Origin of the sequence: Sphingomonas sp. LH128 (assembly GCF_000293195.2) — a bacterium.
GTDB lineage: Bacteria > Pseudomonadota > Alphaproteobacteria > Sphingomonadales > Sphingomonadaceae > Novosphingobium > Novosphingobium resinovorum_A.
The window spans coordinates 1-19,824 of sequence record NZ_ALVC01000169.1; the positions used below are offsets into that span (position 1 = coordinate 1).

Annotated in this window: 18 protein-coding genes; 7 read left to right on the plus strand and 11 right to left on the minus strand. The window is 65.3% G+C overall.

Translation table 11 applies throughout. The features are described from left to right. A partial coding sequence (locus LH128_RS14180; protein WP_008830333.1) for an AAA family ATPase occupies positions 1-723 on the plus strand: 723 nt, incomplete at its 5' end. Between the two features lie 63 nt (positions 724-786). On the opposite strand, the gene LH128_RS14185 is transcribed toward LH128_RS14180, so the two are convergent. From LH128_RS14185 to LH128_RS14190, 3 genes are read right to left on the minus strand one after another with little or no spacing between them, the layout of a single operon-like run. Further along, entirely contained in the window at positions 787-3,789 is a 3,003-nt protein-coding gene (locus tag LH128_RS14185; RefSeq protein ID WP_008830334.1) for a TonB-dependent receptor domain-containing protein, read from the minus strand. Then, positions 3,786-4,067: a hypothetical protein gene (locus LH128_RS34550; protein ID WP_327195165.1), complete on the minus strand. Its 282-nt coding sequence runs from the start codon at positions 4,065-4,067 to the stop codon at positions 3,786-3,788. Before LH128_RS34550 ends, LH128_RS14185 begins: the two co-directional genes overlap by 4 nt. Next, positions 4,057-7,065 carry a TonB-dependent receptor plug domain-containing protein gene (locus LH128_RS14190; RefSeq protein WP_008830335.1) on the minus strand — a complete coding sequence of 1,003 codons (3,009 nt, stop codon included), beginning with the start codon at positions 7,063-7,065 and terminating at the stop codon, positions 4,057-4,059. The genes LH128_RS34550 and LH128_RS14190 overlap by 11 nt, the downstream gene beginning before the upstream one ends. Before the next feature lie 468 nt (positions 7,066-7,533). Between LH128_RS14190 and LH128_RS14195 the strand changes: the two genes are divergently transcribed. The 3 genes from LH128_RS14195 to LH128_RS14205 are packed head-to-tail and all read left to right on the plus strand — an operon-like array spanning position 7,534 to position 9,239. Further along, a complete protein-coding gene (locus LH128_RS14195; protein WP_008830336.1) occupies positions 7,534-8,319 on the plus strand; it encodes an SDR family oxidoreductase in 786 nt (261 codons plus the stop codon). A 6-nt stretch (positions 8,320-8,325) separates the two neighbouring features. Then, complete coding sequence (locus tag LH128_RS14200; RefSeq protein ID WP_008830337.1) at positions 8,326-8,976, plus strand: TetR family transcriptional regulator; 651 nt, start codon at positions 8,326-8,328, stop codon at positions 8,974-8,976. Then, complete coding sequence (locus LH128_RS14205; RefSeq protein WP_008830338.1) at positions 8,976-9,239, plus strand: hypothetical protein; 264 nt, start codon at positions 8,976-8,978, stop codon at positions 9,237-9,239. Before LH128_RS14200 ends, LH128_RS14205 begins: the two co-directional genes overlap by 1 nt. Before the next feature lie 10 nt (positions 9,240-9,249). On the opposite strand, the gene LH128_RS14210 is transcribed toward LH128_RS14205, so the two are convergent. The 8 genes from LH128_RS14210 to LH128_RS14245 all read right to left on the minus strand — a co-directional run bounded on the left by LH128_RS14210 (position 9,250) and on the right by LH128_RS14245 (position 17,403). After that, positions 9,250-9,936, minus strand: a complete 687-nt coding sequence (locus tag LH128_RS14210) for a pentapeptide repeat-containing protein (RefSeq protein WP_008830339.1) — start codon at positions 9,934-9,936, stop codon at positions 9,250-9,252. 123 nt (positions 9,937-10,059) lie between these two features. Further along, positions 10,060-11,073: a type II secretion system F family protein gene (locus tag LH128_RS14215; RefSeq protein WP_008830340.1), complete on the minus strand. Its 1,014-nt coding sequence runs from the start codon at positions 11,071-11,073 to the stop codon at positions 10,060-10,062. A 10-nt stretch (positions 11,074-11,083) separates the two neighbouring features. Continuing rightward, on the minus strand, positions 11,084-12,055 hold the full coding sequence (locus LH128_RS14220) for a type II secretion system F family protein (RefSeq protein WP_008830341.1): 972 nt from the start codon (positions 12,053-12,055) through the stop codon (positions 11,084-11,086). A 28-nt stretch (positions 12,056-12,083) separates the two neighbouring features. Then, a complete protein-coding gene (locus tag LH128_RS14225; RefSeq protein ID WP_036523709.1) occupies positions 12,084-13,352 on the minus strand; it encodes a pilus assembly protein CpaE in 1,269 nt (422 codons plus the stop codon). Between the two features lie 5 nt (positions 13,353-13,357). Next, positions 13,358-13,996, minus strand: coding sequence for a CpaD family pilus assembly protein (locus tag LH128_RS14230; protein WP_008830343.1), 639 nt, complete (start codon positions 13,994-13,996; stop codon positions 13,358-13,360). Positions 13,997-14,014: 18 nt separating this feature from the next. Further along, a complete protein-coding gene (locus LH128_RS14235) occupies positions 14,015-15,535 on the minus strand; it encodes a type II and III secretion system protein family protein (protein ID WP_008830344.1) in 1,521 nt (506 codons plus the stop codon). A gap of 47 nt (positions 15,536-15,582) precedes the next feature. After that, positions 15,583-16,590, minus strand: a complete 1,008-nt coding sequence (gene cpaB, locus LH128_RS14240) for a Flp pilus assembly protein CpaB (protein ID WP_008830345.1) — start codon at positions 16,588-16,590, stop codon at positions 15,583-15,585. A 102-nt stretch (positions 16,591-16,692) separates the two neighbouring features. Then, positions 16,693-17,403, minus strand: coding sequence for an A24 family peptidase (locus tag LH128_RS14245; RefSeq protein WP_008830346.1), 711 nt, complete (start codon positions 17,401-17,403; stop codon positions 16,693-16,695). A 97-nt stretch (positions 17,404-17,500) separates the two neighbouring features. Here LH128_RS14245 and LH128_RS14250 point away from each other — a divergent pair, with 97 nt between their 5' ends. The 3 genes from LH128_RS14250 to LH128_RS14260 all read left to right on the plus strand — a co-directional run bounded on the left by LH128_RS14250 (position 17,501) and on the right by LH128_RS14260 (position 19,823). Continuing rightward, positions 17,501-18,466 (plus strand): alpha/beta fold hydrolase, encoded by a 966-nt coding sequence (locus LH128_RS14250; protein WP_008830347.1) that lies wholly within the window; start codon positions 17,501-17,503, stop codon positions 18,464-18,466. A 5-nt stretch (positions 18,467-18,471) separates the two neighbouring features. Continuing rightward, positions 18,472-19,557 carry an NAD(P)/FAD-dependent oxidoreductase gene (locus tag LH128_RS14255; RefSeq protein ID WP_008830348.1) on the plus strand — a complete coding sequence of 362 codons (1,086 nt, stop codon included), beginning with the start codon at positions 18,472-18,474 and terminating at the stop codon, positions 19,555-19,557. Between the two features lie 83 nt (positions 19,558-19,640). Then, positions 19,641-19,823, plus strand: coding sequence for a YegP family protein (locus LH128_RS14260; protein WP_008830349.1), 183 nt, complete (start codon positions 19,641-19,643; stop codon positions 19,821-19,823). Position 19,824 lies beyond the last annotated feature (1 nt).

Genomic DNA, 19,824 nt, shown 5'->3' on the forward strand with positions numbered 1-19,824 from the left:
GCGGGCTTCCTGTTCGACGACGACACCGCGATGGTGCGCATCGACATGTCGGAGTTCATGGAGAAGCACGCGGTCGCCCGCCTGATCGGCGCGCCTCCGGGCTATGTCGGCTACGAGGAAGGCGGCGTGCTGACCGAGGCGGTGCGGCGGCGCCCTTATCAGGTCGTGCTGTTCGACGAGGTGGAGAAGGCGCATTCCGACGTCTTCAACGTGCTGCTGCAGGTGCTCGACGACGGGCGCCTGACCGATGGACAGGGCCGCGTGGTGGACTTCACCAACACGCTGATCATCCTGACCAGCAACCTCGGCAGCCAGTACCTTGCCGGGCTTGACGAGGGCGTGGACGTCTCCACCGTGGAGCCGCAGGTGATGGAAGTGGTGCGCGGGCATTTCCGGCCCGAGTTCCTCAACCGTCTCGACGAGATCGTGCTGTTCCACCGGCTGGGCCAGGAGCACATGGCGCCGATCGTCGATATCCAGGTGGTCCGCGTGCAGAAGCTGCTCAAGGACCGCAAGATCGTGCTCGACCTGTCGGACGCGGCGAAGCGGTGGCTGGGGCGGGTCGGCTATGACCCGGTGTACGGCGCGCGGCCATTGAAGCGCGCGGTGCAGCGGTACTTGCAGGACCCGCTGGCGGAGAAGCTGCTGGCAGGCGAGGTGCCGGATGGATCGCACGTCCGGATCGAGGACGGTGACGGCGCGCTGGCGATTAGCGTGGAGTGACGAAAACGGGCCGGGAAGCAACGCTTCCCGGCCCGAATCTCATGTGGCTCGATCTTGTGAAGATCAGAACACGTTCGCCTTCACGCCCATGAAGAACGAGCGGCCGACCGCGCTGATCGGATAGGCGACTGCACCCACGTCGGGCTTGGTGTCGAACAGGTTGTTGACACCGCCGTAGATCGTGAAGCGGTCATCGACGTTGTACGATGCGTACAGTTCGTGCTCCCACTTCTCCTTGTACCAGATGTACTGGCTGGGCAGGTAGTCGGGGTTGGCCGCTTGCTGCTCGCGGGTGACCCGGCGAGTCTTGTCCCACCAGTTGATGCCGTAGTTCAGCGAGAACGGGCCCTTGATCCAGGTAAGGTCGAAGGTCGCGCTGAACTTGGGTGCCGGGTACGCCGAGCTGTCCAGTTCGTTCTGCGCCACGGCGCCGAGCGAGGGAACGAATTCCAGCTTGTTGAGATAGTTGCCAACGAGGCTGAACAGGAAGCTGCCGACGGCCGGCGAGGCTTCGAGGCGATACTGCAGGTTCAGGTCGAGACCTGCCGTCTTGTACGATGCGACGTTCTGCGGGACTACGCTGAAGCCGTTGATGTAGCCGGTAGTGCCGCTGCGGGTGATGAGCGAACAATACTGGTTCTGCAGCGTCGGCTGGTCGTAGCAGAGGTCCACGATGTCCTGCGCGGTCGAGTAGTTGATCGCCTTGCTGATACGGATGTTGTACCAGTCTGCGCTGAGAGTGAAGCCTTTCAGGAAGCTCGGACGCAGCACCACGCCGGCGGTCCAGGTCTTGGCCTTTTCCTCGGAGAGGTTCGGGTTGCCGCCCTGGGTGCCCAGCAGGCTGCTGTTCTGCGGTGAGGTCTGGTCGTCGGCCGGGTTGAAGTCGATGATCTGCTGCGGGGTAAGGCCGGCAGCGGTCAGCGCCGCGGTGCAGTTGGCCTGGCGGGGTGCCTTGCCTTCGGCGATGCGTTCCGGGCCGCACGGGTCGGTGATGAACTCGTAACCGCCGCTGGTGCCGGCAAACAGCTCGGTGATGTTCGGTGCACGCACCGAAACCGAATAGGTGCCGCGGAACGAAACGTCTGCGATCGGCGCATACGTGCCGTTGACGTTCCAGGCGGTGTTCGTGCCGACCGTCGAGTAGTCCGAAACGCGCAATGCGCCACCCAGGCTCAACTCATGGGCCAGCGGGGCATCGAGCAGGATCGGCAGACGGATTTCTCCGTAGGCTTCCTTTACGTCGTACGAACCGCCGTCGATCGTCGCCTGCGCGCTGTCGGCCAGGAAGCCGTTCTGCGTGTAGTACGACGGGATCTGAAGGCTGCTCTCCTTGCGGTACTCGAGACCGACGGCGAAGCCGATCGGGCCGCCCGGCAGTTCGAAGAACCCACCGGTGTCACCCGAAATACTGGCCGAGCCGACGTACTGGCGTAGGCGGGCATAGTCGGTGTGGGTCGCGAGAATGAAGGCCAGCGCCTCAGGCGAAGGCGAGCCGTTGCCCAGGACGTTGAGCGGTACGCACTGGCCGGGCTGGAACGTCAGCGGCGCGCCGCTGTAGAAGGGCGAGCCGAAGCTGTTGCCCATTATCTCGGTCTGGCCGGGCAGGTTGATGCGGCAGGTCACGCCGCCGTTGCCGTCGGACACCGCGTCCAGCGCCGCCGAGTAGCGATCGAGGATACGGTCGCCCGAGGCGGTCGCCCGCTGCGTCGACTGGCCGAAGACGAACGAGGCGTCGTACTTCAGGTGCGATGACAGTTCGCCGTTGGCACCGACGACGGTGCGCCACAACTCGCGGTTCAGTTCCGAGCGGCGGATGCCGAAGTCGAAGTTGTCGCGGCTGACGAGGGCGCCGTCCGGAGCGTTCGCACCAAAGCGCTCGTTCAGATAGTAGTTGTCCGCGAACAGCTCGGTGTAGAAGTCGTAAGTCGGCTGCGCAAAGGTGTACGCCTTGGAACGCACGTACTTCGCTTCCGCATAGAAGTTGAGCGCCGGGCTGACTTCGTAGTGGCCCATCACGTTGACGATGTGACGGCGCAGGAACGGCGTGTAGTCGCCGTAGTACGAATCGCGCGGGGTGCTGTCGCCGCCCACGGTAAACGCGGTGCCGGGGACGTAAGTGCCCAGATCGTACGGGTTGCCTTCACCGGTATAGTCGGGAACGCCGTCGAAATCGATGTCGATCGCGCCGCCCATCGAGCTGTCCGCCCAGCGCAGGTTGTTCATCAGCACGCGGTCGGGCACGTTCGGATCGTCGCGTGTCGAGCCGGGGGCGCCGTCGGCCGGGTTGCGTACGAAGCTCCAAGTCGGGCCGGTCTTGCCGTAGTTCAGACGCTTGCGCTGCGAGAAGCGGTCGGTCTTGTTGAATTCGTAGGCGAGGGTGATGTTGCCCTTGCCGTCGTCGAAATTGGTGCCAGCAGTTGCCGCGAGGAACTTCTCACCCGCGTCGCCGCGCTGCGAGATCGTGTTCTGGCCACGGATGCGCAGGCCTTCGAAGTCCTTCTTCATAATGAAGTTGACCACGCCCGAAACGCCGTCCGCACCGTAGATCGCCGAGACGCCGCCGGTGAGCACGTCGACGCTCTCGATCAGATCGGTCGGGATGGTGTTGGTATCGACCGATGCGGTGCCGGGATAGCCCGCCACGTGGCGCCGGCCGTCAACCAGCACGAGCGTGCGTGCAGTGCCCAGGTTGCGCAGGTTCAGCAGGTTGACGCCGGTGAGCTGGCCATTGGGCAGGTTCGAGCCGGCGGAATCGATCGCACGGCGCGAACCGAGTAGGGCCGGGCTCTGCGACAGAAATTCGGTGATGTTGGTCCGGCCCGACTGCTCGATCGTGGCGGCGGTGACTGACACGACCGGGTTGGGGTTGTCGAACCCGTTCGGTATGGTGATGCGAGTGCCGGTAACGGTGATGGCATCACCGCTTTCGTCGGCGGTGTCGGTGCCGCTCTGTGCGGTGGCACCCTGTGCGCTGGCTTCTTGAGCGCGCGCTGGCGCGGCGGCCAATACAGCGATCGCCGGAATCGCGGCGACGCCAAGAAGCAGAGTGCTTCTTGCGGTTTTCATGGTGTGTCCCCTTGTTGCTTCGGTGCGGATGTGACGTCCGCGTGCCCGGCCGGAAATCCGGGCAGATGCCGATAGTCTGCCGTGCCAATTCGCAACTGCAACAGCGATTTGCAGGAAAGCTGCAACAAAAGAGTCATTTGTTGTAACATTGCAACAGGTTGCAACAGTTTGTCGTCATTCAGCAGGACACGGATTTCAGACAGACACGCCAAAAAAAAAAGGCGGCCTCCGAAGAGACCGCCCCATCTTTTGTCCAGACCTTGCGGTTTAGAAGTCAACCTTCGCGCCGAGGCGGAAGTAGCGGCCGACCATGTTGGCCTGGCCCCATGCCGGGTTGTAGTTGAAGATCGAGTAAGCCGCCGACGGGTCGAACTTCGGCTTGATCGCGAACGCATTGAGGATGTTCGCATAGATCGAGAAGTTGTCGCTGACCTGAACATTGGCTGCGATGTCGAAGTTCCACTGCGCACCGACCTTGCACTTCACCGGAGTGCCATCGTCGTATTCGACGACCGAAGCACCGACGCTGGCTGCGCAATCACCCTTCACGCCGCTGTAATCGACCGACGCGAGGTCGTAGCCATGCGTGTAGTATGCGGTACCGGTCAGCGACACCTTGCCCATGGTGAAGGTGTTCTGCCAGGAACCGCGCCACTTCGGCGAACCCGAGCACGAGGTGTAGTCACAGGGGCTCAGCGAGCCGTCGTAACGCTCCTTGGTGCCCGTAGCACGGGTCAGTTCGTACTTGATGAGGTACGAAGCGTCGAGGTTGCTGGTCCAGGTAACCGGGCCGAAATCGTAGCTGATGTTGGCGCCGAAATCGATGCCCTCTACGACCTGCGAGTCCGAGTTGTTGTACGAGTACTCGATGAAGCCCGGGTTCGCGATCGCCGTCAGGTTATCCGGATCGGGATTGAGCGGACGAATAGTCACGCCGGTGACGGCATTGGTCGCGCCGGTACGCAAGTAAGCGTCGAGAGCCGCATCCTGGTCTTCCGCCGAAACGCCGCCGATGATGCCCTTAATCTTCGTGCGGAAGTAATCCACGGTGAAGCTGACATTGCGCATCGGTTCGAACACGGCACCGAACGTGTAGCTGGTCGACTTCTCGGGCTTCAGGTCGGGGTTACCCGTACCGGTACGACCGATGTTGTAGGCAGCGCTTACGTAGTTGTTGTTGTCGTGCGAGGCGCAGTAGGCTGCATAAGTGGTGCAGTCGATCTTGAAGTTGGCGTAACCGGTCGTCGGCAGGCCGTATGCTTCGTTGAACGAAGGAATACGGAAGCCCTTCGACCAGGTGCCGCGCAGCAGGACCTGTTCGATCGGTTTGATCTTGATGCCGAACTTCGGCGAGAAGTTGCTCTGGCCTGACGAATACTTGTCGTAGCGACCCGAAGCAGACAATTCCACCTGATCGATGATCGGCGCGCTGATGTCGTAGAAGGCCGACTTCACGTTGCGGCTGCCGGCAGCGCCGACCGCGTTGATCGTGAAGTAACGGTCATAGGGAGCGGCATCGTTCTGCGGGTTCGCCGACTGGTCGTCGAGCGATTCCTTGCGGTACGATGCACCGACTGCGACCTGCAGCGAACCGCCGGGCAATTCGAACAGTGCGCGCTGGATGGTGCCTTCGACCTGCCACAGCTTGGAGGTCGAGACCTTCCTGTTCACCGGAGCCACATAGTCGCGGACTTCCTGGCTGTTCAGCCAGGGCGCCGCGAAGTTGTACTCGCCGGTCGCGACCATGTCGGCCAGGCGCTGCGGGATCAGGTAGTTGCGGCTGGTGCGCGTGAGTTGCACTTCCGACGCCGTAGCGCCGACGGTGTAGGCCCATTCGTCATCGCTGCCGAAGGTGCCGTTGATGCCCGCCTGGACGCGCATCGAGCGTGCACCGGTTTCGACCGTCTGCGGCTTGTCGTAGCGGCCGCGGATGATCGCGGTCTGGCCGCTGGCGGCGAACGGGTTGTTCGGGTTCAGCGTGCCGTTGGCGGCATTACAGCCCGAGCTGACGTTCAGGTTGTTGACGAAAGTGGCGGTGCCTGCCGAGCAAACGTAGACCGGCAGGACGACGCTGGCCCAGGTGGCCGAACTGGGCGGCGGAGTGGCGTTGGGGAACGCGGCCGGAGAAAGCTGCGAATAGGTGCTGGTCTTGGTCCAGTCGACCGAGACGAACGCCTCTGCCTTCTCGCCGACCTTCACGGTCGCGCGGCCGGCAAAGCCGTAGCGCTTCGTTTCCGGGCGGAGCGTGGCGTAGAGGTTCTTCAAGTCCGCCGAGCAGACATTGCCGTAACGGCCGCTGCTGCTTGCGCTGGCAGGCAGGCTCGTGGGCGTCGAGTTGAACGCGGCGCAGTCCGGATTGAGCAGCTGATAAGGGGTGGTATTGCCACCGGCAGCATTGCTGGCCGCGACGAGCGGAGCAAGCGGGATCGTCGAGCCGCCCAGCGAGCCATCGCCGTTAACGCCGAAGGCGTACCAGCGGGTCGGCGTCTTCATGCAGCCGCCGTTGTCGTTGCAGATGTTGCCGAGATAGCCGGTGTTGAACTTGTCGCCGCGGTTGCGAGCCCAGATCTCTTCGTTCTTGCGGTACATGCCGCTGACGTAGAAGTTGAAGCCGTCGGTTTCGAGATCGCCGTGGCCCACGGTGAGGTCAAGACGCTGTTCGCTGCCGTCGCCGTGGTCGGAGATGCCGTTCGAAACGTTGGCGTGAATGCCCTGGACCTGCTTCTTGGTGATGACGTTCACCACGCCGGCGACTGCGTCAGCGCCGTAAGTCGACGAAGCGCCGTCCTTCACGACTTCGATACGGTCGATAACCGCGTCGGGGATCGAGTTGAGATCGACGAAGTTGCGGTGTCCGTCATCCGCGACCGGGTACATGGCCATGCGCATGCCATCGACGATCGTCAGCGTGTTCTGAACGGTCAGGCCGCGCAGCGAGATCGCGTTCGCGCCGGCTGCGAAGTTGTTGCCGTTGTTCCAGCCTTCCGAGATCGTGCCCGAGCCGTTGGCGGAGAGGCGCTGAAGTGCTTCGGCTGCGGTGTTGATGCCGCGCTGTTCGAAGTTGTCGGCGGAGATGACGGTGACCGGCGAAGCCGTCTCGGCATCGGTGCGGCGCAGCAGCGAGCCGGTGACGATGATGACGTTCGAATCGTCGGAGGCCGCCTCTTCCGACTTCTGCGGAGCTGCGTCCTGCGCGTGCGCAGTTCCGCACAGCAGTGCGAAAGCCGTGAGGCTTGTCGCGCCGCGCAGCGCGGCCTTCTGGATTGTGGTTTTCACTTTTGTGTCCCTTGTTGCTTCGTTCAGCAGGCGAATGCGTGACCAAGTTCGCCTGATGACCCGTTGCCGGCTTTCGGATGCGCGCACGCATCGTGATGCCATGTGAAATGTTGTTGCGCCGGAGGGATCGCCTTTCAACGGAATTTGCCAAGTTGGGAGAAATGGGTTGGCGATTGTGGCAATGACGCAACAGCCATGCGCGACGAACCGTGGCCGTTCTGCAACCGCGCAAGGATTCCAGCCGATTAGTTGGAACAATAGACCTGTTGCATATAGGCATTGTCCACAGAGTTTCTTGCGCACGCCATCGCCCCGGTGAAATCCTGTTGCGTTGCTGCAAATCGATCTTGCGCAATGGATTGACCGGCCCTCTCGAGGCATTTAACCGATTGATTAAATCGCCTCGGACAAAATCGATGGTCTGCTTCGCCGGATCGGCATAGGGCGCGACAGGAAAAGGAAATCGGCATGAAACTCGACAACTCCATGGCCGCAGTGGTCACCGGCGCGGCTTCCGGACTTGGCGCGGCGACGGCGCGGGCGCTCGCGGCGCAGGGCGTGAAGGTCGCGATCTTCGACCTCAATGCCGAAGCTGGCGAAGCGCTTGCAGCCGAGATCGGCGGCGTGTTCTGCGCGGTCAACGTGACCGACGAGGACAGCGTGATCGCCGGATTCGCGAAAGCACGCGCGGCGCACGGGCAGGAGCGGGTGCTGGTCAACTGCGCAGGCATCGCGCCGGCCGCCAAGACCGTCGGCAAGAATCGCGAGACGGGCGAGCCCAGATCGCACGACATGGCGCTGTTCGAGAAGGCGATCGCGATCAACCTCGTGGGCACCTTCCGCTGCATCAGCAAGTCGGCGTCGGGCATGGCGACGCTGGAGCCGCTCGACGCGGCCGGTTCGCGCGGGGCCATCGTCAACACCGCGAGCGTCGCGGCGCAGGACGGCCAGATCGGGCAGGCCGCCTATGCCGCGTCGAAGGGCGGGGTACTGGCGATGACGCTGCCGGTGGCGCGTGATCTCATGAGCGAGGGCATTCGCGTCAACACGATCCTACCGGGCATCTTCGAGACGCCGATGATGGCGGGAATGCCGCAGGGCGTGCAGGATGCGCTGGCGGCGATGGTGCCGTTCCCCAAGCGCCTCGGCAAGGCGGAAGAGTACGCGAAGCTGGCGCTGTTCATGCTTGAGCACGACTATCTCAACGGCGAATCGATCCGTCTCGACGGTGCGATCCGCATGGGGCCGAAGTAAGCGCCGATGAAGGAACGTCCCGTCTCCCTGACCGCCGGCGCCGTGGAAGTCGCGCCTCCGGGCGCGCGTGCGATGCTGCTCGACACGGCGAGTGCGATCATGCGCGACGGCGACGTGATCGACATCTCGCTTTCCGAACTGAGCCTCCGCTCCGGGTTGAACTCGGCGCTGGTGAAGTACTACTTCGGCAACAAGGCGGGGCTGCTCAAGGCGCTGCTCGACCGTGACTGGGAGGCGATCGTCGTCAGCGTCGACGCGCTCGTCGCCAAGGACGGGTGGGAGCCGGAGGCCAAGCTGCGGCGGCACTTGTGGAAGGTGGTCGATACCTTCTACGAAGTGCCGTATCTCAATCGCCTGACCATGCGCATGGTGCGCGAGAGCGACGATACCGAGGCGCGGCGCATCGCCAATTGCTACCTCTCGCCGATCTACCGCGCTTACGAGCAACTGATCGGCGACGGCGTGCGGGCAGGGGTGTTCCGCGAGATCGACCCGCAGTTGTTCTACTTCACGGTGACGGGGGCGGTGGACCGCTTCTTCTCGGCGCGGCTGGTGCTCAAGCACTGTTTCGACCAGGACAGCCTGACCGAGGAACTGCGGGACCGTTACCGCGAGCATACGATCGACATCATCATGGCAGGCATCCTCGCGCACTGATGGCCCGCAAGAAGAAGCGTTATCTCACCGCGACGATGGCGGACGGCTACGTCAAGACCATCGGGCCGACGACCGATCCTTTCACGCATTACTGGCGCGTGGTGGCCGAGTTGCAGAACGGCAGGACCGAGGTGTTCTGGGGGCACGCCCGCTCGCTGGCGGAGGCGAAGAAGAAGCGCCTTCCGCTGGACGAAGCAGCGAAGATGCGCGGGTGGAAGGGGTTCGCCTTCGAGATCGCGGAACTGGTGGAGACGGACGGCTGAAACGCCGCCGTCAGCGCACCTTCAGTCCCACTTCGCCCAGCAGCAGGGCAGCCTGATCGCGTGAGATCGTCGCGCCGCGGAAGCGCCGCGCATCGCCGAGGGTCACGCCGCCCAGATCGGCGCCGCGCAAGTCTGCACCCTCGAAGCGCGCGCCGTCCACTTGCGCATCGCGCAGGCTGCAGCCTTCGAAAGTGGTCATCCGGAAATCCACCTTGCGCAGGTCGGCCTGTGAGAAGTCGATGCGCTGCAGGGTCGTCTTGCGGAACGACAGGCCGGGCAGCTTCGCACCGACGAGCAGGGTTTCGTCGAAATGGACTTCCAGCGCCTTGAGATCGGACATGTCGGCGCCCGTCAGCTTGCTGCGGGAAAAGCGGGTTCCCTGCAGCATGGCGCGCCGCAGCGCAGAATTGTTGAAGTCGCAGGCGGTGAATGCCGCGTCGCTGAGGTCGCAGCCGATGAAGTCTGCGAAGGCGCCCCGGCACGAGCGCCAGCGGGTCTGCTCCAGTTTCGCGCCGGACAGTTTCGCATGGCGCAGGCTGCACTGTTCGAAGGTCCAGGCGGACAAGTCGAGGCCCGACAGGTCCGCCTCATCCAGATCGCAATTCGTGATGTGCCAGGGACTGCCGACAAGCGCTTCGACATCGCGCCGTTCCAGCTTGCGATCGCGAACTGTCTGCGCGGCGAAAAGGTCATCCATGGCTGGCAAGTAACCGCAACGACCGGCAGAGACCAGAGGTGCGGGAGAACTTCGCGCGCTGCGCCGACAGTACCGGGAGCGCGAGGGTGCTGACCCTCGCGTCCACCCTTATTCTTCTGGCCTTTATCCCGCCTTGCCTGGACCCGTCCCCGAGAACGCATCGCCGATCGAGCACGCCGCCGGGCCGAGGATGACGACGAACAGCGTCGGCAGGATGAACAGGATCAGCGGCACGGTCATGATCGCGGGCAGGCGCGCCGCCTTTTCCTCGGCGCGCATCATGCGTTCGTTGCGGAATTCGGCCGAGAGCACGCGTAGCGCAGAGGCCAGCGGGGTGCCGTAGCGTTCGGTCTGCACCATCGTCGTCACCACGCCCTTCACCGCGTCGAGGTTGACGCGGTAGGCGAGGTTCTCGAACGCGGCGCGGCGTTCGGTGAGGAACGAGAGTTCGATCGAGGTCATCGAGAACTCGTCGCCCAGTTCCGGGTAGGCGCGGCCCAGTTCGCGTGAGACGCGCTCGAAGGCGGCGTCCACGGTCAGGCCCGCTTCGGCGCAGATGACGAGCAGGTCGAGCGCGTCGGGCAGGCCCTTGCGGATCGCGTCGGTGCGCTTGGACACGAGGTTCTGGATGTAGATGTCCGGGCCTTTGTATCCGGCTAGCACCATCGCGGCGAAGGCCATGAACTTCTTGAAGTCCGACCACTGCGGAAAATAATCGATCCCGTAGATCACCAGCGCGGCGAAACCGCCCAGCACGATCGGCGCGACGAGGCGGGCGAGGACGACCGCGACGGCCCATTCCTTGTTGCGGATGCCGGCCTGCGCCAGCTTCTGCTGGATGGTCTTGATCTGGCTGTCCTGCAGCATCCGCGCCTTGCCGAGGAACGCACCCATCTTGTCGGTGGTGTCGTTACGACGGATCAGGCTCTGGCGCTTGCGGGCGGTGGTGATGATGCCCGCCTTGAGATGCTCGCGCCGGGCGTTCAGCGCCTTGACGCGCTTTTGCATCGGGTCGCGGATGGTGATCGCGGTGTAGATCGCGAAGAGCACCGCGGCGGCCGCGACGATGGTGAGCAGTGTCCCGACGTAAGTGACGTCGAAGCCGAGGAGGGTGGGACCGGCGGGTTGTTCGAGCATGTGCTGGTCCTCAGATCTCGAAGCTGACCATCTTGGCCATGATGAAGGCACCGATGCCCATCCAGATGGCGCCGCCGATGCCGGCGACCATCAGGCGCTCGTCGATGAAGAACTGGCCGATGTACTGGGGGCTGATCCACCAGATCATGAAGAAGACGATGAACGGCAGCGAGCCGACGATGTAGGCCGAAGCCTTGGATTCCGAACTCATCGCACGGATCTTGAGCTTCATCTGCGCGCGCTTGCGCAGCACGTCCGACAGGTTCGCCAGCGTCTCCGCCAGGTTGCCGCCGGTCTCGCGCTGGATGGCGAGGGTGATGCAGAAGAAGTTGAATTCGGGCATGTTCAGGCGGTCGGCGGTTTCCTGGAGGGCATCCTCCATGGTCTTGCCGACTTTCATGCGGTCGGTGATCAGCTTGAATTCCTCGGCGACGGGGCCAGGGATTTCCTGCGAGACGATGGTGAGCGTCTCCGAGACCGGCAGGCCCGAGCGCAGGCCGCGCACGAGCAGGTCGATGGCGTCGGCGAACTTGACGGTGAAGGCGTTGGAGCGGCGCTTGATGAAGTGGCTGACGACCATGTGCGGCAACCCTGCGCCGATGAAGACGCCGAAGGCGAGGGCAAGGAACAGCGCGCCCGTCTTCATCAAGATCAGCAGCGTTATCACCGCGCCGAGGCCGATCGAGCCGTAGAGATACTGCTGCAAGGTCCAGGGCAGGCCCGAACGGTGCAGACGCAGCGCCAGCGCCTCCGCGCGCGAGGCGGAGCCGGCGATCTGGTGGATCCTCGGCTTGCGGGCGGCGACGGCGCGGCGCATCTGCGCCTCCAGCCGGTCGCTGGCGTTGTTCGAGTGGCGGAAGCGCACCGACTTCAGGCGCCGGGTCGATTCCTTCTTGGGGTTTGGCCCCGAAAGAAGCGCCCAGACGAGCAGCGCGAAGCCCGTGAGCCCCGTCGTCACCATGATGACCTGAAGGAAGTTCATATCCTGTCGAACCTTGCGAACATGCGCCTTACGAGGACGCGGGAGCCTTCTTCTTCGCCTTGGGCATCATCGCCTTGAGGTCGAACTTCCCGAGCAGCGAGGGCTTGGCGGCGGCGCCGTCGTCCTCGGCGATATCGGCGATGTCGCGGGCAAGGTCGCGCAGCACGGCGCCGGCCTTGGTGGCACGGTTGGCGTCGGCGAAGGTCTGACCCAGCTTTGCGGCCATCGATGCGGCCTTGAGGTCATAGGGGATCGAGACGTCGATCCTGGTCTCGATCGAGGCTTCGAAGTCGGCCTTGCTGATCTCCGCCATCGCCGTCTGCACTTTGTTGGCGACGATGATCACGCGGGTCTGCGGCGCATTGGCCTTGAACCACGAGAGCAGGCGGATGGTGTCGCGCGCCGAGGCCAGCGTCATCTCCGTCACCAGCACCGCGACGCCGAGGTCGGCGACGAGCTGGGGGAAGTTGATCAGCATGTTGCGCGGCATGTCCACCACGGTCATCTCGAACGCGGCGCGGAATTCCTCCTCGAGCTGTACGAAGGCGGAGCCGTCGGTCAGCAACGGTGCGTTGATCGGCGCTTCGGCCGAGAGGATCGCGAGATTGTCGTTCGCGCGGATCATCGCGCGCTCGATGAACAGGCCGTCGATGCGGCTGGGGTTCTCGATCGCGTCGGTCAGGCCGCGGCCCGGCTCCAGATCGAGGCAAAGCGCGCCGGTGCCGAAGTGGATGTCGAGGTCGAGCAGCGCGGTCGGCAGCTTGTGGTCGGTGCTGAACAGCCACGCCAGCGACGTCGCCAGCGTCGATGCGCCGACGCCCCCGCGCGTGCCGATCACGGCGGTCGAGATATGCCGCTTGCCCGCAGCGACGTCATGCGTGCGCGGGGTCGAGAATACCGACTGCGCCTGGGCCAGTGCGTCGCGCACGGCGGCGGACTGCAGGGGCTTGAGCAGGTAGTCGTGGATACCGCTGGCGATGAGGTCGCGGTAGAGGCGCACGTCGTTGACCTGACCCACCGCGACGACGACCGTGCCCGGCTCGCAGACTTCGGCGAGGGCGTTGATGTCGCTCAGCGGGTCGCCGCTCTCCGAAAGATCGACGAGCAGGATGTTCGGGCTGGCCGAGATCGACAGCGACTGCACGGCATTGCGCAGGCCGCCCTTGTGGCACTTCTCCGGCTGCCAGCCCATCTCGATGGCGATGGGGCGTAATACGTCGAGCGAGGCCTCGTCGCACAGGAATGCGGCGAACTGGTCGCGGCCGCCGGGGCCGCCCGTCTTCCAGGGAGCGTTCATGGCCATCAGTTGCCCTTGCTGCCGGTCGCGGAGACCGAGTTGCCCTTGCCGGTCGGCGCGGCGGCGCGATAGGCGTCGATCGCCTTGTTCGACGTCATTACCGTGGTCGATCCGGTGTCGGTCTGGCCGTGGATCAGGTCTTCCGGATTGGCGACCATAGCGGCGAGATTCGAGTTCACCGAGCAACCGTAGTTGGTCGAAGTGGCGTTGCCCGGGTTGAAGTCGCTCTTGGCCGACCAGTCCGGGCAGCCCGGGACATAGGCCTTCGCGCGGCTGATCGTGACGCGGGTGGTGCCTGCGGGCACGGTGCCGCTCGGGGTGGTGGCTTCGTCGAGGACGAGCCCATAGTGCTCCGCCACTGCCGCGATGGCGCTGCGGGTGGCGGTGCTCATGCTCGGATCGTCGACCGAGATGCGGTCGCCGTACTTGAGGCCCATGGCCTCGAACCAGCCTGCCAGGCGGCCTTGCTCGCCATAGGCGAGGCCCGCGCCGCTGCTGGTCACGTCGATGCGGTAGTCGGACTTTTCGACCACCGGCTGATGGACCGAATAGACCGAGCGGTTGTCCGGCACGCCGCCGCAAGCGGCCAGCGAGAGGCCGAGGCCGAAGGCGATGGCGGTACGGGCGAGAGTAGCTTTGCGCATGGTGATCCCCTTTCTCGCTTAGAAGCTGAAGCCGGGCTTGGCGGAGTCGTCGGCGGCGGTGCGCTTGGTCTTTTTGTCCTTCGACGGGACGGAGGTAGCCGCGCCGATGCCCGGACCCGTGGCTCCGGACGGAGTCTTCGTCGCTTCCGGACGCTTTTCGCCGCTGGCGCCGTCGCTATCCATGTTGCCCAGGATGCGCTGCAGTTCGTTGGGCGACTTGAAGCCGTCGGTCGGCAGCGCGATCTGCGAGGGCGAATTCATCGGATTCACCAGATAGGGGGTGACGATGATGACCAGTTCGGTCTCGCCGCGCTTGTAGCTGGTGGAACGGAACAGCGAGCCGAGGATCGGCAGGTCGCCCGCGCCCGGCATCTTCTGGATGGAATTGGCGGTGTTGTTGCTCAACAGGCCGGCAATCATGAAGCTCTGGCCCGAGCCGAGTTCCACGGTCGTCTCGGTGCGGCGCACGGTCAGCGCCGGAATCGAGTAGCCGTTGAGCGTTACCGCGCCTTCGCTCGAAAGCTCCGAGACTTCCGGCCGCACGCGCATCGAAATGCGACCGTTGGCCAGCACAGTGGGCGTATAGCTGAGGCTGACGCCGTACTTCTTGTACTCGATCGAGGTCGAGCCGAGGCCCTGGCTCAGGGGAATCGGAAACTCGCCGCCGGCCAGGAAGTCGGCCGTCTCGCCCGAAAGGGTGGTGAGGTTGGGCTGTGCCAGCGTGCTGACCAGGCCGACCGTCTCGCCCGCATCGAGCGCGCCGAGCAGGTCGATGCCGAGCAGCTTTCCGCCAAGGCCGAGGGTGGTGCCGGTGGCGTTGGGCGTGATGGTGGAATAGTTGCTGCTGGCCTGCGTGGCGATGCCGATCGGCAATGCCGGGTTGTAGTTCGGGAACTTGCCCGAGCCCTGGCCGATCACGAACTTGGCGCCGGTAGTGGCATCGGCGCTGGTGATGTTGACGCTCATCGACTTGACCAGCGAGCGGCTGACTTCAGCGATGCGCACCTGCAGGTTGACCTGCAGCGGCGTGGCGATGCGCAGGCGGCTGATGACGTTGGCTTCCTTGCCCGCGTAAGCCGTGACGAGGCGTTCGGCCTCGGCGGCGTCTTCGGGGTTCTTGATCGTGCCGGTCAGCACGAAGGTGCTGGAGCCCATAGTCGAGACGCCGATGTTGGCGTCCGGTATCGCGAGGCGCAGCATCGAATCGACGCTGTCGAGGTTCGATCCCACGCGCACCGTGCCCGACCACACCACCGCGCCCGCCGCATTGCTGGCGTAGACCGTAGTGGTGCCGCCGGCCTTGCCGAACACGTAGAACTGCTTCGACGACTTGACCTGCACGTCCGCGACCGCGTCGTTGGCGACGAAGACGTCGGCCATCGAACCGGGAACGTTGACGAGTTGGCCGCTGCCGATCGACAGGCTGACGTCCTGCGCGGGGTGGACGACCGAGGCCGTCTGCGCCTGCGCCGGGGCGGCGGTCATGGGCGCCAGCATGGTGGCGGCGATCAGTGCGGACTTGAGAAGACGCTGCTTCATCGAATTGCCCTCAAAGGGTGACGGACGGTGCGTGGACGCGGTCATCGTTACTTGCCCACCGGCTCGACGGTGGTGTCCTTGCCGCGGGTCACGCGGACCACGGGGCCGACATGCACGGGGGCTGCGGCAACCTGCGGCGCGGCGCCGACGGCGGGAGCGGGGGCCGGAGCGCCGCCGCCCTGTGCCGGGCGGCTCGAACGCTGGAAGCGCGAGACGTCGGCGCCCGTGACGTAGGTGGTGGCGCCGTCCATCGGGCGGTTCATGGCCTGGCTCATGAACTTCTCTTCCTGCTCGCGGGTCGCACCCTCGGGCAACTTCACGTCGCCGCTGGCGAGAATACGGTCGAATTCACCCTGGTTGTCGGCGATCGCGCGCAGCGACAGACTGAGCGTGCCTATGGTCTGCGCGACGGCGACCTTCTCGGCGATGCGCGGGGTCACTTCGAGGGTGACGGTGCGGAAGCCCTGCACGACCGTCTTGCCATCCTCGACGGTGCTGGCGGTCGCCTGGTCCGTCGCGAGGACCCGCAGGTTGCGCAGGATCGTCTCGGCGGTGCGCAGCGAGTCGCCTTCGCCTTTCACGTCCTGCGTGAGGACGAGGTCGATGCGGTCGCCCGGGAAGACGAAGCCGCCGACGCCGGTGTCGGCCGAGACCGAGATGGTGACGGCGCGCATGCCCGGTCCGAGTGCGGCGGCAAGGAACCCGCGATCGCCCGGCGCGACGAGCGCGCCCTGGGTCAGCGGCTGGCCGGCGGTGATCGGAAAGCGCACGACGGTGCCGAGCAGCTTGGTCATGTCGGCCTTGCCATCGACGTAATAGGCGTCCTGGACGAGGTTGTCCGGCCAGCTCTGGAAAGAGACCGAATCGGCGGTGATGATCGTGCCTACAGGCAGTGCGCGCTGCGCGACCAGCACTTTGGGGCCATTCTGGTCGGCGGCCGGAACCGCTCCGGCCTGCGGCGCGCCCCCGCCTGCGAACATCGTCCTCGCAGCAAATGCGGTGAAGGCTGCGACGAGCAGCGCAACCGCGAGCAGCACCACTTTCTTCCTGTCCATGGCTTGGAAAGCCCCTTAGCAAAATCCCCGAACTGTTCGGACTTATGAGGTAAATTGGTTAAGAACGGGTTCACCCCGTTGCTTGCGTAAACCGCGTTAGCTTCAGCCTGCGATTCCGGCGGAATGCGCGGCGCTGAGCGTCTGCGAACCCATCACCCACAGCGATGCGGCGGCGATGGCGATGCCGTAGGGCACCTCGATTCGCGACTTCTGGCGGCGCATGATGTGGCGCATCCCGAAGAGGAACAGGCCCAGCACCACGATCGCGGCGAGGGGGATCGCCCAGAGGCCCGGCAAGACCCCGGCGACGGCCTCCATGGTTGCGGGCTCCACCACCGGGCGATGCGTCGCGATGGCGAAGACGATGGCGCCCGCGCACCACACCCAGGCGAAGGCGACGAGCCCGGCGAGGGTGTCGCGCACCATCTCCTTGCGCCCCGGTTGCATGTTGAATGCGGCCATTGCCAGCGAGGCGCCGCCGCCCAGCACCGCCATCAGCACGACCAGTTGCAGGAACGCGGCAGGCGAGAACCACAGCGCCAGCGCGGTCAGCAGCTTGACGTCGCCGCCGCCCATCTGGCCGATGGCGAAAAGCACGCAGGCCACCGCGAACGTCGCCGCCGCCAACCCGATCTGCACGCCGATGTCGAAAGGGCCGAGCCCCATCGCCAGCCACCACAGCGGCGCGGCGACCGCGATGCCCAGGTTGAGCCAGTTGTCGATGTGCCGCGCGCGCAAGTCGGTGAACGCCGCGACGAGCAGCGCCGTTGCCAATGCGGCCAGCAGTGCGTAGGAAAATACAGCGCCCGTCATGCTTTTCATCCTATCGGATCGAGAGCGCTCTACCTCGGCAACCGCTACCAAATAGTAACCACGACACATCGATCACGAACCGGGGCTTTCCATCATAGTGACCTCCGCCGTCGAAAGTCTCGTCAAGTCCCCCGCGCGCCGGGCGATTCCCGCCGAAGCCCGCGAATCGCGCTGGGCCTTGCCCGATGGCCACCTGCTGCGCCGGATCGACTGGCAGGGCGGCAGGCGCGGCTCGATCCTGTTCATGCCCGGGCGCGGCGACGCTTACGAGAAATGGCTGGAAACCCTCGACGGCTGGCACCGCGAAGGCTGGAACGTCACTTCGGCCGACTGGCGCGGGCAGGCGGGTTCGGGCCGCCTCGGCCGCGATGCGGCGACGGGCCACGTGCCCGACTTCGCGCTTTGGGTGAAGGATTACGCCGCGCTCTATGCCGACTGGGCCGCCTCGACGCCGGGACCGCACATTGCCATTGCGCATTCGATGGGCGGGCAGATCGTGCTGCGCGCGGTAGCCGAAGGCGTCGTGCGGCCCGATGCGCTGGTGCTCTCCGCACCGATGCTGGGCATTCATCCGACGTGGATTCCGGCAGGCGTGCTGCACCGGGTCGCGCGCGGCATCGTGCGGCTCGGCGATCCGCGCCGCCCGGCATGGAAAGGCGGCGAGAAGCCCGGCGCCCAGCCGAAGGCCCGCAGCCTGCTGCTCACTCACGACGAGAGCCGCTACGACGACGAGGACTGGTGGCGCCGCAAGCGCCCCGTCATCGGCATGGGCGCGGCCAGCTGGGGCTGGATCGAGCGTGCGCTCGCCTCGATCCGCTCGCTGGAGCGGCCCGGCGTGCTGGAGGCGGTCGAGGTGCCGGTCTTGCTGCTCGGCACCAGTATCGACGGCCTCGTCTCCTGGCGCGCGATCCGCCGTGCCGCCGGACGCTTGCCGCATGGCGAACTCGTCGCCTTCGGGTCCGAGTGCCGCCACGAAATCCTGCGCGAAGTCGATCCGGTGCGCACTCTTGCGCTCGATGCCATCAGGGACTTTCTCGATCGCCGTGCCCCCGCTAGGGGCTGACCGCGATGGAAGCAGCGTTCGATATCGTCGTCGTCGGGGCCGGCATGGCCGGGGCATCTCTGGCCGCGGCCATCGGCACGCGCGCAAGGGTGCTCATGCTGGAGGCCGAGGAGCGCCCCGGCTACCACGCCACCGGCCGCTCCGCCGCGTTCTGGACCGAGAGTTACGGTGGCCCCGGCGTCCAGCCGCTGACCACCGCCTCCGGGCCGGCCCTGCGCGAACTCGGCGTCCTGACCCCGCGCGGCGCGCTGACGCTCGGCCGGGCCGGGCAGGAGCGTGACGTCGAACTCTTCGCCGAACGCTACCGCACGGCAGGGGTGGAAATGCACCTGCTGAGCTGTGCGGAGATCGTCGCCCGCGTGCCCGGCCTGTGCCCCGAATGGACTTGCGGTGCACTGGAGCCGAGCACGTGCGACATCGACGTGGCATCTCTTCATCAGCACTACCTTGCTGCGGCACGCCGCGCAGGTGTCGAGTTATGGTGCCGCGCCGGACTGACGGCGGCGCAGCGCAACGCCGATGGCTGGGCGCTGACGCTCGCGGACGGGCGGCAGGTGCAGGCGGGCGTGCTGGTGAACGCGGCCGGAGCCTGGGCGGACGGCGTGGCAAGGCTGGCGGGCATCTCCCCGCTCGGCATCGCGCCCTATCGCCGCACAATCGCGCAAGTCGCCGTCGCCGCCGATGTGCCTGACGACCTGCCGCTGGTCCTCGACGTGGCGGAGACGTTCTACTTCAAGCCCGAGAGCGGCCGCCTCTGGCTCAGCCCGCATGACGAGACGCCGAGTGCGCCGTGCGACGCCGCGCCCGAGGAGATCGACGTGGCTCTCGCGGTCGACCGCTTCGAACACGTTGTCGACTGGGCAGTCGAGCGGGTGGAGCATCGCTGGGCGGGCCTGCGCTCGTTCGCGCCGGACCGCCTGCCGGTCTACGGCTTCGCGCCGGACGAGCCTGCGTTCTTCTGGTTTGCCGGGCAGGGCGGGTTTGGCATCCAGACTGCGCCCGCCGCCGCCGATCTTGGCGCGCGGCTGCTGATGGGCGAGGCGCCGGGCGAGGTCGATCCGGCTCCGTTCGCGCCGGGTCGCTTCGGCTGAGTTCGACCTTCGCGGCGCTTGCGTCCATGCGCGCAAATTGCTCATCTGCGGCTGGGAAATGACACCCGCATGGAGAGTCGCAAATGGCCCATCGTTTCGAAATCCGGAAGAACAAGGCCGGAGAGTTCGTCGCCTACTTCTGCTACAACTCCGAGACCATGTTCTGGACCGAAGGCTATTCCAGCAAGGCCAGCGCGAAAAGCGCGATCGAATCGCTCAAGAAGAACGGTCCCGGCGCCGAAGTGGTCGATACGACCACCGACTGAG

What these genes read in the sequence shown, in the direction of transcription:
- LH128_RS14195 (WP_008830336.1), top strand. Translation starts at nt 7,534, where the DNA reads ATGAAACTCGACAACTCCATGGCCGCAGTGGTCACCGGCGCGGCTTCC.
- LH128_RS14225 (WP_036523709.1), bottom strand. Translation starts at nt 13,352, where the DNA reads ATGAACGCTCCCTGGAAGACGGGCGGCCCCGGCGGCCGCGACCAGTTC.
- LH128_RS14235 (WP_008830344.1), bottom strand. Translation starts at nt 15,535, where the DNA reads ATGAAGCAGCGTCTTCTCAAGTCCGCACTGATCGCCGCCACCATGCTG.
- LH128_RS14185 (WP_008830334.1), bottom strand. Translation starts at nt 3,789, where the DNA reads ATGAAAACCGCAAGAAGCACTCTGCTTCTTGGCGTCGCCGCGATTCCG.
- LH128_RS14220 (WP_008830341.1), bottom strand. Translation starts at nt 12,055, where the DNA reads ATGAACTTCCTTCAGGTCATCATGGTGACGACGGGGCTCACGGGCTTC.
- LH128_RS14260 (WP_008830349.1), top strand. Translation starts at nt 19,641, where the DNA reads ATGGCCCATCGTTTCGAAATCCGGAAGAACAAGGCCGGAGAGTTCGTC.
- LH128_RS14230 (WP_008830343.1), bottom strand. Translation starts at nt 13,996, where the DNA reads ATGCGCAAAGCTACTCTCGCCCGTACCGCCATCGCCTTCGGCCTCGGC.
- LH128_RS14255 (WP_008830348.1), top strand. Translation starts at nt 18,472, where the DNA reads ATGGAAGCAGCGTTCGATATCGTCGTCGTCGGGGCCGGCATGGCCGGG.
- LH128_RS14210 (WP_008830339.1), bottom strand. Translation starts at nt 9,936, where the DNA reads ATGGATGACCTTTTCGCCGCGCAGACAGTTCGCGATCGCAAGCTGGAA.
- cpaB (WP_008830345.1), bottom strand. Translation starts at nt 16,590, where the DNA reads ATGGACAGGAAGAAAGTGGTGCTGCTCGCGGTTGCGCTGCTCGTCGCA.
- LH128_RS14205 (WP_008830338.1), top strand. Translation starts at nt 8,976, where the DNA reads ATGGCCCGCAAGAAGAAGCGTTATCTCACCGCGACGATGGCGGACGGC.
- LH128_RS14215 (WP_008830340.1), bottom strand. Translation starts at nt 11,073, where the DNA reads ATGCTCGAACAACCCGCCGGTCCCACCCTCCTCGGCTTCGACGTCACT.
- LH128_RS14200 (WP_008830337.1), top strand. Translation starts at nt 8,326, where the DNA reads ATGAAGGAACGTCCCGTCTCCCTGACCGCCGGCGCCGTGGAAGTCGCG.
- LH128_RS14245 (WP_008830346.1), bottom strand. Translation starts at nt 17,403, where the DNA reads ATGACGGGCGCTGTATTTTCCTACGCACTGCTGGCCGCATTGGCAACG.